Origin of the sequence: Massilia sp. HP4 (genome assembly GCF_005222695.1) — a bacterium.
Taxonomy (GTDB): Bacteria; Pseudomonadota; Gammaproteobacteria; order Burkholderiales; family Burkholderiaceae_D; genus Telluria.
Map to the genome: position 1 here is coordinate 51,190 of NZ_STGG01000042.1, position 14,478 is coordinate 65,667.

The window sequence follows — 14,478 nt, forward strand, 5'->3', positions numbered from 1 at the left end:
TTCTTCAATTCTTGCACCTATCGGGTAGGCCATTAGCCGCCTATAGTACGCGTATTGAATGAGGAGCGACGATGGATACTTTTACACTGAGCCTGATCGAGACCGACGACGACTACCGCGCCGCCTTTGGCGTGATGCGCGAACTGCGCCCGAACCTGCCCGATGCCGACGCCTTCGCCACCCAGGCGCGGCGCCAGGGCGGGCAGGGATACCGCCTGCTCGCGGCCTGGCAGGATGGCCAGGTCAAGGCGCTGGCCGGCTACCGCATCCTCGAGAACCTGATGAACGGACGCTTCCTGTACGTCGACGACCTGGTCACCACCGCCAGCGCCCGCCGTCATGGACTGGGCGCCCGACTGATCGATGCCCTGCGCGACGAATCCAAGCGCCAGGGCTGCGAAAACTTCGTGCTCGACACGGGCTTGCACATGCCCCTCGCGCAGCGCTTCTATTACCGGCAAGGCCTGCTGGCAATGGGAATGCAGTTTGTCCAGCCACGATGACCCGCAGGCGCCGCGCCTGCGACCGACTGTTTTTTGACCTGACCGGAGTTGTTTTATGAGTGCCCCGAAACGCCTGCCCTATTATTCCCTCTCGCCCGCCGCCTACCAGGGCTTCGGCGCCACCAAGAAGGCGCTCGACGGCAGCTCGCTCGGAAAGGAGCTGATCGAACTGGCCTGGCTGCGCATGTCGCAGATGAACGGCTGCGCCTTCTGCCTGGAGATGCACGCCAAGGCGCTGCGCGCCGACGGCGTGCCTGAAGCGAAGCTCGACACCCTGGCCGGCTGGCGCGTCGCCGACCATTTCAGCGCGCGCGAACGCGCCGCGCTGGCCTGGACCGAAGCGCTGACCCTGGTCGACCGCACCGGCGCGCCCGATGCCGACTACGAGCCGCTCAAGGAATACTTCAGCGAGGTCGAGATCTCCGACCTGACCTTCGCCATCGCCCTGATGAGCGCCTTCAACCGCCTCGCGATCGGGATGCGCCAATGAATATCCTCCATATCGATTGCAGTCCGCGCATCGAGTCGCACAGCCGCGCGTTATCGGGCGCGATGGTTCAGGAGCTGCTGGCGCGCCATCCCCACGCCACCGTGCTGCGGCGCGACCTGGGCCTGGAGCCGATTGCTCACCCGGATGGCGCCTACGCCGCCGCGCTGGCCACGCCTGGCGCCATGGCGGCCGGCATTGCCAACGGCGATGTGCAGCTGTCCGAATGGCTGATCCAGGAAGTCGAGGCGGCCGACGTGCTGGTGATCGGCACGCCGATGAACAACTTCACCCTGCCGTCGGTGTTCAAGGCCTGGATCGACCAGCTGCTGCGCGTCGGCCGCAGCATCGGAGTGAGCGCAAGCGGCGAGAAGGTCGGGCTATTGAAGGACAAGCCGGTCTACATCGGCATTGCCTCGGGCGGCGTGTTCAGCGGAAATCAGGCGCGCCAGCCGGATTTCCTGACGCCCTACCTGACGGCGGCCTTCGGCTGCATCGGTCTGAAGTCGCTCCAGTTCCTTCCGCTGCAGGCGACGGCCTTCCTCGATCCGGCCCAACTGGAGGCGAACCGCGAGACCATGCTCGCCACGATGGACCTGGCGAAAGTCGCGGAGCTGGCGCGCGCCGCCTGACCAGTCCACGGTAGCGTTGCCTGCACCCCGCGGTGCCAGGTGGCGCTACCGCGCGCTTATCGCAAGCCAGGGCGGCCGGCCGCCAGTAAGATCGGCGCACTTCTTTCAGAGCGTGCCGCCATGTCCACTTTCCCCGTCCTGCCCACGCGCGCCGCGCTGGTGCTTTCCGCCAGCGCCCTGCTGCCCCTGATCGCCGTCCCGCACGGAGCGGCCGCCTCGATCCTGCCGGAGGTGCCCGACATCAAGGCCGTCACCGACTACCGGCCCAAGATCCCGCTGCGCGTCTACACCGCCGACAAGGTCCTGATCGGCGAGTTCGGCGCCGAGCGGCGCGAATTCGTCCCCATTGCCAAGGTGCCGGCGCTGATGAAGTCGGCCGTGCTGGCGATCGAGGACACCCGCTTCTACGAGCACGGCGGCGTGGACTGGATCCGCGCGCTCGGCGCGGCCAAGGCGAATATCGGCGACTTCGGCAGCCAGGGCGCGTCCACGATCACGATGCAGGTGGCGCGCAACTTCTTTCTCTCGCGCGACAAGACCCTGCCGAGAAAGCTCACCGAAGTCGCCCTGGCCTACAAGATCGAGAAGGCGCTCACCAAGGACCAGATCCTCGAGGTCTACCTGAACCAGATCTACCTGGGCCAGCGCGCCTACGGTTTCGCCAGCGCCGCGCGCACCTATTTCGGCAAGCCGCTGGCCGGGCTCTCCCTGGCCGAGATCGCGATGCTGGCTGGCCTGCCGCAAAACCCTTCCAGCAGCAATCCGGTGTCGAACCCGCAGGCGGCGCGCAAGCGCCAGCATGTCGTCTTGAGGCGCATGCGCGAGCTGGCGATGATCAGCGAGCCCCAATACCGCCGCGCGCTGGCCGAACCCTTGCAGGTGCGCAGCCACGGCGCCAGCTTCAATCCGCGCGCGGCCTGGGTCGCCGAGATCGCGCGCCAGGCCGTCCATGCGCGCCTGGGCCAGGCCGCCTACGAGCGCGGCATCACCGTCACCACCACCATCGTCGCGGCCGAGCAGGACGCGGCCCATGAATCGGTGCGCCGCAATGTGCTCGCCTACGACCGCCGCCACGGCTACCGCGGCCCGGAAACGCGCATCGCCCTGCCGGCCGGCGCTGCAGAACGCGAGGATGCGATCGCAACCGCCCTGCACAAGCGCCCTGCGGTGGACGGCCTGGCGCCGGCGGTGGTCACCGCGGCGTCCGGCAAACGGGTGCGCGCCCTGCTGGCCAACGGCGAAGAGGTCGAGATCACCGGCCCGGGCCTGGCCTTCGCCGCCGGCGCCCTGTCGGCCAAGACCAGGCCGGCATTGAAACTGGCGCCCGGCGCCGTGATCCGCGTGACCCGCCCTGCCGGCGGCGCCTGGGCGATCGCCCAACTGCCCGAAGTCGCCGCGGCCTTCGTCGCACTCGATACCGACACCGGCGCCTACCGCGCCCTGGTCGGCGGCTTCGATTATTCGCTGCACAAGTTCAACCACGTGACCCAGGCCTGGCGCCAGCCGGGATCGAGCATCAAGCCCTTCGTGTATTCGGCCGGCCTCGAGCGCGGCTTCTTTCCCGGCACGCAGATCCTCGACGAACCGCTCGACTTCAGCGCCGAGAAGGCCTATGCCAACTGGTCGCCGCGCAATGACGACAATGTGTTCGAGGGCCCGGTCACGGTGCGCCACGCGCTCTCGCGCTCACGCAATGTGCCCACGGTGCGCATGCTGCGCGCGCTGGACGTCGACTATGCCCGCGAGCACCTGGCCCGTTTCGGCTTCAACGCCGCGCGCCAGCCGCGCAACCTCACGCTCGGCCTGGGCACCGGCGCCGTCACGCCGCTCCAGATGGCCGGCGCCTATGCGGTGCTGGCTAATGGCGGCTATCGGGTCGAGCCATGGCTGATCGCGCGCATCGAGGATGGCGACGGCAAGGTGCTCCACGAGCAGTTGGCGCCGCAGCCACGGCAAGAAGCCGCACGCGTGCTGGACGAGCGCAACGCCTTCATCGTCGACAGCATGCTGCGCGACGTCACCCGCGTCGGTACCGCGACGGCGGCCTCGCGCCAGTTGCAGCGGCAAGACCTGGCGGGCAAGACCGGCACCACCAGCAACGCGGTCGACGGCTGGTTCGCCGGCTACGGCGGCCAGGTGGCGGCGGTGGCCTGGATGGGTTACGACGAACCGCGCTCGCTGGGCGGGCGCGAATTCGGCTCCACGCTGGCGCTGCCGATGTGGGTCGATTTCATGCGCGTCGCATTGGCGAAGACGCCGCAGCACGAGCCGCTGCCGCCCGAGGGCGTGGCGCGCGCGGGCGGCGACTGGGTATATGCCGAGTATGCGGAGCAAGAGCGCGCGCCCGAGCCAGTCGACGGCCTCGAGACGCTGATAGGGACGCTTTCAGCGGATGACGAGAGGATGTTGCCTTGATCAGAGCTCGATCAGCAAGTCCTGGCGGAAGCCTTCCTGCTCGCCCTTGCTCAGGTAGCCGAGCGGGTTGGCCACCACCCGGCACGACCAGGACAAGGGGCCGTCGCGGCCCTCGACCAGATAGTCGTTCATGCAGTGCAGGTGGCCGTGCATCCATAGCTGGGCACTCTTGAACATGTCGTCGAGCGTGTTGCAAAAGCCCGCCGTGCCGGGCGTGAGGCCGTAGCGCGGGTCGGCGCTCATCAGGCTCGGCGCAAAATGGGTGACCACGGCCGTCTTGCCCTCGAATGGCGTGGCCAGCGCCGCGCGCAACCAGGCCTGGCAATCGAGCGACATGGCGCGGATGCCTTCGGCCAGCACTTGCTCGCCATCCTTCAGCGTCGTGTTCTTGCTGAGGTAGTAGTTCGCCGCGCGGAAGGCCTTGTTACGTTGCTGCAGCTGCTTGGCCAGGTCGGTGTCGCGCAGCGCCAGCGCATCGAAGTCGCTCCACAAGGTGGTGCCGATGAAACGCACGTCGCCGATGGTGACGATCTCGCGGTCGAGCCACGTGATGCCCAGGCGCTCGCAGGTCGCGCGCAGCCGCGCATGGGTAGCGTCGTAGTCGAGCGAATCGAATTCGTGGTTGCCGGGGATGAACAGCACCTGCTTGCCGGCCAGCGCCGGCAGCGCGGTCGAAAAGCGCTCGAGCCCGAAGTCTTGCGTTTCCAGGCGCGAGCCGGCCTGGTAGGAGCCGATGTCGCCGGCCAGCACCACCACGTCGGCGCCAGGCAGGATGTGCGGCTGGAAGCCGGGATAGCGTTCGAGGTGGAGGTCGGAGAAAAGCTGTATGCGCATGGGCGCCGAGTATAGCGCAAGCGCCGCCCGGCTTCAGGCACGCGGGACGCACATGAGCGTCCCGCGCGATCCGCTTTCTGCCTAGAAGCGGATATTCGCCGTCAGGCTGGCCGAGCGCGGCGTGCCCGGGGTGTAGCGGTAGCCGCTCTTGTTGATGGCGGCGACATACTTCTCGTCGCCGATGTTGTACACGTTCAGGCGCACGTCTACGTTCTTGTTGACCTTGTAGCCGACCATGGCGTCGAACACCCAGTACGACTCGGTATAGGCCGGGGTGCCGATCGCGCCGTCGGTGCCGCGCGCGAGCTTGTCGGAAAAGCGCGCTCCGCCGCCGATGCGCAGGCCCCACGGCAGGTCGTACGAGGTCCAGGCGGTGAACGACTGCTTCGGCGTGTAGGTCAGGCTGTTCTCGCCGGCGGCGGTCACGTTGCGGCCGCGCTCGACGCTGGTGTCCATGTACAGGTAGCCGGCGCTCAGGAGCCAGTGCGGGGCCAGCTCGCCGGTCGCGCCCAGTTCCACGCCCTGCACCCGCTTCTCGCCGGTCTGGTACCACTGCTGGTCGGCCGGATCCTGCTCGACCTCGTTCTCGACCTCGGTGCGGAACAGCGCCGCCGACAGCGACAGCTTCGATTTGAGCAAGTCCAGCTTGCCGCCGACCTCGGTGGTGACGGTCTTCTGCGGCTCGTAGATCGGGTTCTGGGCGCTGTTGGCGCTGCCCGAGACGGTGAAGCTGCCGCCCGGCGGCTGCTTGGAGCTGGCCACCATCGCGTACACGCTGCTGTTGGCGGTCGGCTTGTACAGCGCCGACAGCTTGCCGTTGACCAGGTTGTCGCCGACCTTGAAGCGGGTCGAGGTCAGCACATTATTGGTCAGCGCCACCACCGAATAGTCGCCGCGGAAGTGGTCGAGGCGCACGCCGCCGTTGAAGATCCAGCGCTCGCCGAGCTTGACGGTGTCGAACAGGTACAGGCTCTGGGTGTCGATCTCGCCCTCGTTGTAGGCGCCGGTGCGGCGCACGTCGACCGGCGTGGTCGGCGCCTGGTTCGGGTCGGGACGATAGATGTTCGCGACCGGCAGCGTGCCCAGGCCGGTCAGGCCCCAGGTGGTCTGGCGCTCGCTGCTCACTTCCAGGCCGGTCACCAGGGTGTGCGACACGGCGCCGGTAGTGAACTGCGAGGTCAGGGTCGTGACGTTGGTGAGGATCTTGTTTTCCTGGTCCTTGCCGGTGCGGATGCTGCGCGCCAGGGTCCAGGTATTCGGATCGCCCTGCACCGGCGTGGCCAGGTTGGCGGCGCTGGTGAGAAAGGCCGTCAGCAGGTAATCCTGGCTGGTCTTGCCGTATCGGCTCGTATTCTGCAGCTTCATGGTCGGCGAGAAGTCGTGCTCGACGCGCACGGTCGCCATATCGGCTTTCACGTCGTCGTAGTCGTCGGTCGAGCCATAGAAATTCTTCGGATCGACCTTGGGCGCGTCGGCGATCCATGGCCGGGCGCGGTCCGGGCTGGTGTAGCCCGGCAGGCCGATCACGAACACGCCGCCGTCGGGGATGTTGTTCTGGTCGACGTGCAGGTAGTCCAGGTGCACGCGGGTCGCGCCGTTCAGGCCGAAGCCGATGCTCGGCGCCACGGCCCAGCGCTTGTTCTCGACCACGTCGCGCGCGGCGCTGCCCGAATCCTGGGCCAGCACGTTCAGGCGCACGGCGATCCCACGCTCGGCGTCGAGCACCCGGTTGACGTCGGCGGTGATGCGTTGCTGGTCGCCGCTGCCGCCGGTGATCGAGGTCGTGACCAGGTCGGTCAGGTTGGCCTTCTTGGTCACCAGGTTGACCGACCCGGTCGGCGCGCTGCGGCCGTTGTCGGTGCCGGCCGGGCCTTTCAGCACGTCGATCTGCTCCAGGTTGAACACATCGCGCGAGATCGTGCCGATGTCGCGCACGCCGTCGACGTAGATGCTGTTGGACGTGTCGAAGCCGCGCATGAAGATCGCGTCGCCGGTCGTCGTGTTGCCGTTCTCGCCGAGGAAGAAGGCGCCCACGCCAGGGGTGTTGCGCAGCGCCTCGGTCAGGGTCAGGGCGCCCTGCTGCTCGAACAGCTCCTTCTTGATCACCTGCACCGTCTGCGCGGTGTCGACCAGGCGCTCGGTGTACTTGGGCGACGACGCGTTTTCGGCGCGGAACGGATTCTCGTAGCTGCCGACGATTTCGACGGTCGACTGCGGGGCCACGGTGGCCGTCGGGGCATTGACCGCATTGGTGGCTGGCGCGTCGTCGGCCGCGTGGGCGCCGAGCGGGAGCAGGACGGCGGCCAGCGCGGTGCCGGCGACCTGGCTGCGGGTGGATGGGTGCTTGCGGCTCTTGATAGCTTTCATGGCGAGTGTGTCTCTTTCAGATGAGTAGTGCGTAACAGTGCAAGTAAAACAATGATTCTACCGAGAACGTCAATACATGTAAACGATAATCATTATCATTCGCGTTCGCACAACACTTCCGATCCACTTCGTATCTGGCGTTTGCGGGTAGCGAAAGCAAACGTCCCCGCTCTCGGCGGGGACGTTTTTCGCTCATTCGGCGCAGGCGGCGGTTCACCGCCTGCTGGCGGACCTTACGCTTTCTTTTGCTGCGCGATCCAGTTATCGACCAGCTCGCCCAGCACGTCGAGCGGCACCGAGCCGGCGCCCAGCACCATGTCGTGGAAAGCCGGCAGTGAGTACTTGTCGCCCAGTTCCTGCTGCGCTTTCTGGCGCAGTTCGAGGATGCGCAACATGCCGATCATGTAGGCGTTGGCCTGGCCCGGCCACACGACGTAGCGCTCGGTTTCCTGGGCGCCGATGCCGTAGTCGATCGCCTGCTGGCGGGTCCAGCCCTTGGTGTGCAAGCCGGTGTCGACCACCAGGCGGCGGGCGCGGAACAGTTCCGAACCCAGGGCGCCCAGGAGGCCGGGCACATCGCCCTCGTACCAGCCCTGCTCGACCGCCAGGCGCTCGGTGTACAGCGCCCAGCCTTCCGAGTGCGCGCTGCCGCCGCTGAAGATGCGCTGGCTGCGGAACTTCGGCAGGTCGCTCATCTCCTGCTGGATCGCGAGCTGGAAGTGGTGGCCCGGCACGGCTTCATGGTAGGCCAGGCTGCGCATGCGGACCATGCTGAAGGTCGGGCCGCGCAGCGGCACCCAGAAGATGCCCGGACGGCTGCCGTCCGGCGCCGGCAAGGTGTAGTGGGCGGCCGCCGACGGCTCGGTCAGCGGCGGCACGCGGCGCACGTCGACCGGCGCGCGCGGCTTCAGGTTGAACAGCGTGCTGCTCCTGCGCTCGGCGTCGCGCACCATCTCGTTGTAGCTGGCGATGATGGCGGGCCTCGGATCGCCTTCGCCCTTCGGCTGGAAGCGCGCGTCGAGCTGCTGCATGCGGGCCTCGATGCCGCCCTCGACCAGGCCGAGCGAGCGCAGGTGCTTGTCCATCTCGGCTTCGATGCGCGCCACTTCGCGCAGGCCGATCTGGTGAATCTCCTCGGCGCTCAGCTGGGTGCTGGTGAAGTTCTCGATCGCGCGCTTGTAGGCGGCGGCGCCGTTCGGCAGGCGCGAGATGCCCGCCACGTCGCCGGTCTTCGGGTGGATCTCGGCCATGAAGGCCTGCACGCGGGTGTACGCAGGACGGATCTTCTGCTCGACGATGCCGGTCGCACGCGCGATGGCGGCGCTGCGCGCCTCGGGCGACAGGTCCTTGATCTCGGCAGTGCGCTGGGCCAGCGTGGTCACCAGCACGTTCTCACTGGCGGCCGGTTTCAGGAAGTGCTCGACCTGGAACTGGGCGCGCTCGAGGATGAAGCGCGGCGGGATCAGCTGCTTGCCTGCTGCGCCCCTGGCGCGCGCCAGCGCTTCATCGAGGCGCACGCCAACCTGGTCCAGGCGGGCCAGGTAGCTGTCCACGTCGGCCGCGCTGCGCAGCGGATGGGTGTTGGTCATGAAGTTGACCAGGCTGATCTGCGGTCCGCTGAACTGCGAGAACACGAAGGCGTGGTCCTCGAACGGCTCGTTGGCGATCACGTTCTGCAGCGACCAGCGCATCACGGCGGCCGAGATCTTCTGGGTCTCGTTCAGGGGCTGCGCCTTGAAACCGTCGAGGCGCTTGATGCCCTCACGCGCGAGATCGACCGACTTCTTGCGGTGCGCCGCGGTCAGCGGGGTCAGTTCGCGGTCCAGCCTGGCCTGCTCGGCGCCGCCGAAGTACTGGGTCGAGGTCGCCAGCTGCGGGCTCTGGCGCACCCAGTCCTCGGCAAACTTGTCGCTCCAGGCGTCGAACGCCTTGTACGGGGCGGCGGTAGCGGCCTGGCTGGCGGCGGCTGGAGCGGCAGCGGCTGGCAGCGACACGCCGGCGAGCATGGCGGGAATGAACAGGGCGGCGATGGTGGCGCGCAGGCTGCGCTGGCGGGTCGATGGCATCTTGGGTGTCTTCCTTGTGGTTGATGAACTGCGGCGGCGCATCTCGTGGATGGTCTCTTGCCGTCGAAGAATCTAACATGGAAGTAAACAGATCGACAACGCCGGTGTTGTCGGGCCGCGTACGTACGGCGTCCATTCCAGCGGCGCGATGGCCGTGCTGATGCGCAAGGACTGATGCGAGAGCGCCCCGGCGTCAGCCAGGCGGACGATCGGCGTACCCGCGCGCGGCGGCGATCATCCGGTCCTTGAGCTCGACCTCGCCGCAGTAGTACAGCACTGCCGCACCCAGGCAGGCCAGCACCTTCCATCCCAGCAGCAGGCTGCCGATGCAGGCCAGCGCCGCCCCAAGGGCGAGCCGGAGCGCGAAGGTGCGGCGCGCCATGCCGAACACCAGGCGGCTGTGCGGCCGCTGGTGGAAGAACACCACGAACAGCAGCCAGTAGGGGATCGCATAGACGAAGTACAGCAGCGCGCCGATGCCGAGCGCGAAGCCGACGAAGGGCACGCGGAACGCCAGCATCCCGACGCCCCCGAGCGCCAGCCAGTACAACAGCAGGTTCCGGTACCGCACTTCCCCTCCCGATGAATCACGTTGGACGGCATCTTACAGCACCGCCGCCAATGGGAAGGATGCGCGCTCCGTATAATGCCGGAGCCAACCTTCATGAACGAAAGCGATCACGCCGCATGCAGCACACCAGGGACCAGCTCGAAAACAACCAGGTCGCCATCTATTTCGGCGCCGTGGCGCTTGCCGCCCTGGCGGCACTCGCGCTGCCGGGAACCACCGCGCTGGAAGCGGCGGTCAACCCGGCCCTGGCGCTGATGCTGTTCGTGACCTTCCTTCAGGTGCCCCTGGCCGAGTTGGGCCGGGCCTTCACCAACACCCGCTTCCTGGCCGCGCTGCTGGCGACCAACTTCGTCGTGATCCCGCTGCTGGTCGCCGGCCTGCTGCCCTTCGTGCCGGCAGATCCGCTGGTCCGGCTGGGCGTCTTGCTGGTGCTGCTGGCGCCCTGCATCGACTATGTGGTCACCTTCTCCCACCTCGGCCGCGCCGACGCGCGCCTGCTGCTGGCCGCGACGCCGGTGCTGCTGGTGGCGCAGATGCTGGTGCTGCCGGTCTACCTGCGCATCCTGCTCGGCGACGGCGCCGCCGGCCTGGTCCAGCCGGGGCCCTTCATCGATGCGTTCACATGGCTGATCGCCGTACCGCTGCTGCTGGCGGTTGCAGTGCAGTCCTGGGCCGGCCGCAGCCAGGCCGGCGCGCGTGTGTCAACGGTGCTCGGCCTGCTGCCGGTGCCGGCCACCGCCCTGGTGCTGTTCATCGTGGTGGCCTCGGTGCTGCCGCAGCTCGGCCAGGCGCTGGACGCGGCGCTCGGCGTGGTGCCGGTGTATATCGCCTTCGCGCTGCTCGCACCAATCGCCGGCTGGCTGGTGGCGCGGCTGTTCCGGCTCGAAGCGCCCGCGGGCCGCGCGGTCGCCTTCAGCGGCGCCACCCGCAACTCGCTGGTGGTGCTGCCGCTGGCGCTGGCCGTGCCGGGGGCGGTGCCACTGCTGCCGGCGATCATCGTGACCCAGACCCTGGTCGAACTGGTCGCGGAACTGGTCTATGTGCGCGCCATCGCCCGCCTCGGAAAATCGACTCCAACCGTTGACGCCGCATGAGGCGCATCGGCTAGTCGACTGGCGCGGATCAAATACCCCCGCGGGAGGTCCATGCATCATTTCCATGTGGAAATAACCTAAAGGACCGCCATGGACATTTCGCTCCCAGCAGTATCATCGACCGCCTACAGTATCGCTGTCGCCGCCGAGCGGCCGCCGTTGTGGAATCCACGGGCGGCGACCTTGTGGGGGCTGCTGCTTTCGCCCGCCTTCAGCGCCTACATCCACATGCGCAACTGGCGGGCGCTCGGCCAGGAAGACAAGGCCGCGGAGGCCCGGACCTGGTGTTATATGGTCATGGGATGCATCGTCGTGAGTTGCTTCCTGCCGGTCGCCGGCGAGATGCTGGGCCGCGACCTGTCCCCGCCGTCGGCAACGGCGCTCGGCCTGCTGGCCGCCTGGCATCTGTGGGGCGGGCGGGCGCAGGAACGCTATGTCGCGGCGGTCATCGGCGACAGCTACGTACGCCGTCCCTGGAGCAAGTCGGTTTTCAGCGCCATCGGCGTTTTCACGGCCATCGTCGTCGCCAGCGCCCTGCTCACCGTCATCCTCCTTCCCTGAGGTCGGCAAGCCGCGCTAACGGACGTCCGCCTCAATTACCAGGCGCGCCTGCTTCGCCGGACTCCAGCTGCGCGCGAGGCGCCAGTCGCGCGCGGCGCCCTCCACCACCACCTGCCAATGGGTCGCCTCGAGCCGCGGCAATACGGCCGAGAAGCGGCCCTGCGCATCCGGCAGCGCTTCCAGTTCCATGTCGCGCTCGGGCAGGGTCGGATGCGCGAGCCGGATGTGGAACGGCGCCACCACAGGCTGGCCGCCGCTGGCCAGGCGCCCATCCAGCCGCCCCGCCCGCGCATTGTGGCTGGCTTCGAAGCTCAACGCCAGCTCGGTGGCGACGCGGTCGCGCCGCAAGTCCTGGTTGATCGCCTTGCCCTGCTTGTAATAATCGGCCACCACCATCGCGTCGGGCTGCTGCATGCCCAGCCAGGCCGAGACGCCGGTGGCGATCATCACCGCCACCGGCCCGATCATCAGGAACCACGGCCAGCGGTGCTTGTACCACGGCGCCGGCGCGCCATGCGGGAAGTTGGGATTCGTCGCTTGCATGTTGTTCTCCTTGCTCATTTCAGCACACTTATCCGGGTGTGCTCACTTCGGAACGATGAAGGCCGCGCCTTCGCTCACGCCCAGCTCGGGGTCAGTGCTCGAGCGCACCGTGAATTCGATCTTGTTCGAGCCCGGCTTGCCGGCGCCCGGGTCGATGCGCACCCGCACCGGCACCGCGCGGGTGGTGGCGCCATCGATCGCGATCGGCCCCTCGTCGACCACCGTGGCCGACGAGATGCCGCTCACGCTCACCCGCAGCGACTGCGGCGCTTCGCTCGTGTTCATCACCTGCAGCCGGTACACGTTCTCGATGCGGCCATCCTCGACCTCGCGCCCCATCGAGCCGCGGTCGCGGATCACGTCCAGCTTGAGCGGATTGCGCAGCAGCAGCGAGGTGCCCATCGCCGCCACCAGCAGCGCCAGCACCGCGCTGTAGACCAGCACGCGCGGGCGCAGCATGCGGCGCCGGATCTCGGCCGAGCCGAGTTTCTGCACCAGGCCGTTCTCGGTCGCATAGCGGATCAAACCGCGCGGCCGCCCGACCTTGTCCATCACGATATTGCAGGCGTCGACGCAGGCGGCGCAGCCGATGCACTCGTACTGCAAGCCCTGGCGGATATCGATCCCGGTCGGGCATACCTGCACGCACAGGCTGCAATCGATGCAGTCGCCGCTGTTGCCGGCGTCCGCCTTCGCTTCGCCCTTGCGGCGGCCGTTGCGCGGCTCGCCGCGCGCGACGTCGTAGGTGACGACCAGGGTGTCCTTGTCGAACATCGCGCTCTGGAAGCGCGCATACGGGCACATATACTTGCACACCTGCTCGCGCAGCCAGCCGGCGTTGCCATAGGTGGCGAAGGAATAGAACAGGATCCAGAAGGTTTCCCACGGCCCCAGGCCGAAGGCCGCGATCTCGCCGCCCAGCGAGCGGATCGGGGTGAAGTAACCGACGAAGGAGAAGCCGGTAAACAGCGCCACCGCGCCCCATGACAAATGCTTGGCGCTGCGCTTGGCGACCTTCTCGGCATTCCAGGGCTGGCGCGCGAGCCGCATCTGGGCGCTTCTCGACCCTTCGATCTTGCGCTCGATCCACAGGAAGATCTCGGTATAGACGGTCTGCGGGCAGGCGAAGCCGCACCAGACGCGGCCCGCCACCGCCGTCACCAGGAACAAGCCATAGGCACACACGATCAGGAGCGCCGCCAGGTAGATGAAGTCCTGCGGCCAGAACACCATGCCGGCCAGGTAAAACTTGCGGCTGGCCAGGTCGAACAAGACGGCCTGGCGGCCGTTCATGTTCAGCCATGGCAGGCCGTAGAACAGGATCTGCGTCAGCCAGACGCAGGCCCAGCGCAGCGTGGCATAGCGTCCCTTGATCTCGCGCGGGAAGATATCCTCCCGCGCGGCGTACATGCGGACGACCGCTTCGCGCGGCGCTCCATCGGGGTCTTTCATTTTGCTGCCGTCGCTTTCGCAGGATTGATCGGCGCCGGCGCGACCGGATTCGACAGGCTCCACACATAGGCCGCCAGCACGTGGACCTTCTCTTCACCCAAAAAATCGCCGAAGGCCGGCATGGTGTTGGTGCGGCCCTTGCGGATCGTCTCCATCACGGTCTCGACGCTGCCGCCGTAGAGCCAGGTCTTGTCGGCCAGGTTCGGGGCGCCCAGCATCGCATTGCCCTTGCCGTCGGCGCCGTGGCAGGCCACGCAGGTGGCGAACTTCGGCTTGCCGAAGGCGACCTTGATCGGATCGGCCGACAGGCCCGACAGCGAGCGTACGTAGTGGGCCACGCTCTCGACATCCTTGTCCGACCCCAGCGCCGCGCCCATCGGCGGCATCATGCCGGTGCGGCCGTTCATGATCGTGGTTTTGATGACGTCCGGCTCGCCGCCGTGCAGCCAGTCGCTGTCAGCCAGGTTCGGGAAGCCCTTGCTGCCGCGCGCGTCCGAGCCGTGGCACTGCGAGCAATAGGTCAGGAACAGGCGCTCGCCGATCGCATGTGCCTGCGGGTCGGCCGCCACTGCTTTCAAATCGAGCTTCTTGTACTGCTCGAACAGCGGGCCGTATTCGGCCTTGGCCTGTTTCAATTCGGCCTGGTACTCGCCGACCTGGTTCCAGCCCAGGGTACCGCGCCAGGCGCCCAGGCCCGGATACAGCACCAGGTAGCCGGCCGCGAACAGGATCGACAGCCAGAACATGACGATCCACCAGCGCGGCATCGGCGTGTTCAGCTCGGTCAGGTCTTCGTCCCACACGTGGCCGGTGGTCTGCTGCGGCTTGCCGTCGGCATCGAGCCTGACCTTGTACTTGGACTGCGACCAGAGCAGGATGCCGCAGCCGGCGATCGACAAAATGGTAATGACCGCGACGTAGTAGTGCCAGAAGTCGTTGAAGAAGTCGGCCAT

Annotated in this window: 13 protein-coding genes; 6 read left to right on the forward strand and 7 right to left on the reverse strand. The window is 67.4% G+C overall.

Annotation, left to right across the window (positions count from 1 at the left end; genetic code table 11):
* Positions 1-71 precede the first annotated feature (71 nt).
* From E8M83_RS16475 to E8M83_RS16490, 4 genes are all read left to right on the forward strand, one after another.
* Complete coding sequence (locus E8M83_RS16475) at positions 72-503, forward strand: GNAT family N-acetyltransferase (protein WP_137174432.1); 432 nt, start codon at positions 72-74, stop codon at positions 501-503.
* Between the two features lie 55 nt (positions 504-558).
* Positions 559-993, forward strand: coding sequence for a carboxymuconolactone decarboxylase family protein (locus E8M83_RS16480; RefSeq protein ID WP_137174433.1), 435 nt, complete (start codon positions 559-561; stop codon positions 991-993).
* Positions 990-1,622 (forward strand): FMN-dependent NADH-azoreductase, encoded by a 633-nt coding sequence (locus E8M83_RS16485; protein WP_137174434.1) that lies wholly within the window; start codon positions 990-992, stop codon positions 1,620-1,622. The genes E8M83_RS16480 and E8M83_RS16485 overlap by 4 nt, the downstream gene beginning before the upstream one ends.
* A 120-nt stretch (positions 1,623-1,742) precedes the next feature.
* On the forward strand, positions 1,743-4,037 hold the full coding sequence (locus E8M83_RS16490; RefSeq protein WP_229491587.1) for a penicillin-binding protein 1A: 2,295 nt from the start codon (positions 1,743-1,745) through the stop codon (positions 4,035-4,037).
* On the opposite strand, the gene E8M83_RS16495 is transcribed toward E8M83_RS16490, so the two are convergent.
* The 4 genes from E8M83_RS16495 to E8M83_RS16510 all read right to left on the reverse strand — a co-directional run bounded on the left by E8M83_RS16495 (position 4,038) and on the right by E8M83_RS16510 (position 9,875).
* Positions 4,038-4,871 (reverse strand): metallophosphoesterase, encoded by an 834-nt coding sequence (locus E8M83_RS16495; RefSeq protein WP_137174435.1) that lies wholly within the window; start codon positions 4,869-4,871, stop codon positions 4,038-4,040.
* A gap of 81 nt (positions 4,872-4,952) precedes the next feature.
* On the reverse strand, positions 4,953-7,238 hold the full coding sequence (locus E8M83_RS16500) for a catecholate siderophore receptor Fiu (RefSeq protein ID WP_137174436.1): 2,286 nt from the start codon (positions 7,236-7,238) through the stop codon (positions 4,953-4,955).
* Between the two features lie 233 nt (positions 7,239-7,471).
* On the reverse strand, positions 7,472-9,304 hold the full coding sequence (locus E8M83_RS16505; protein ID WP_137174437.1) for a DUF885 family protein: 1,833 nt from the start codon (positions 9,302-9,304) through the stop codon (positions 7,472-7,474).
* 193 nt (positions 9,305-9,497) lie between these two features.
* Positions 9,498-9,875 (reverse strand): hypothetical protein, encoded by a 378-nt coding sequence (locus E8M83_RS16510; RefSeq protein ID WP_137174438.1) that lies wholly within the window; start codon positions 9,873-9,875, stop codon positions 9,498-9,500.
* 116 nt (positions 9,876-9,991) lie between these two features.
* Between E8M83_RS16510 and E8M83_RS16515 the strand changes: the two genes are divergently transcribed.
* Together E8M83_RS16515 and E8M83_RS16520 are read left to right on the forward strand one after the other, a co-directional pair.
* Positions 9,992-10,969, forward strand: a complete 978-nt coding sequence (locus tag E8M83_RS16515; protein WP_137174439.1) for an arsenic resistance protein — start codon at positions 9,992-9,994, stop codon at positions 10,967-10,969.
* 90 nt (positions 10,970-11,059) lie between these two features.
* Complete coding sequence (locus E8M83_RS16520) at positions 11,060-11,530, forward strand: hypothetical protein (protein ID WP_137174440.1); 471 nt, start codon at positions 11,060-11,062, stop codon at positions 11,528-11,530.
* A gap of 15 nt (positions 11,531-11,545) precedes the next feature.
* Here the strand turns inward: E8M83_RS16520 and E8M83_RS16525 are convergent, their stop codons facing one another.
* Genes E8M83_RS16525 through ccoP form a run of 3 tightly spaced genes read right to left on the reverse strand, consistent with a single transcriptional unit; the run spans position 11,546 to position 14,478 of the window.
* A complete protein-coding gene (locus E8M83_RS16525; protein ID WP_229491588.1) occupies positions 11,546-12,073 on the reverse strand; it encodes a FixH family protein in 528 nt (175 codons plus the stop codon).
* 42 nt (positions 12,074-12,115) lie between these two features.
* Positions 12,116-13,525: a cytochrome c oxidase accessory protein CcoG gene (gene ccoG / locus E8M83_RS16530; RefSeq protein ID WP_137174442.1), complete on the reverse strand. Its 1,410-nt coding sequence runs from the start codon at positions 13,523-13,525 to the stop codon at positions 12,116-12,118.
* Complete coding sequence (gene ccoP / locus E8M83_RS16535; protein WP_137174443.1) at positions 13,522-14,478, reverse strand: cytochrome-c oxidase, cbb3-type subunit III; 957 nt, start codon at positions 14,476-14,478, stop codon at positions 13,522-13,524. Before ccoP ends, ccoG begins: the two co-directional genes overlap by 4 nt.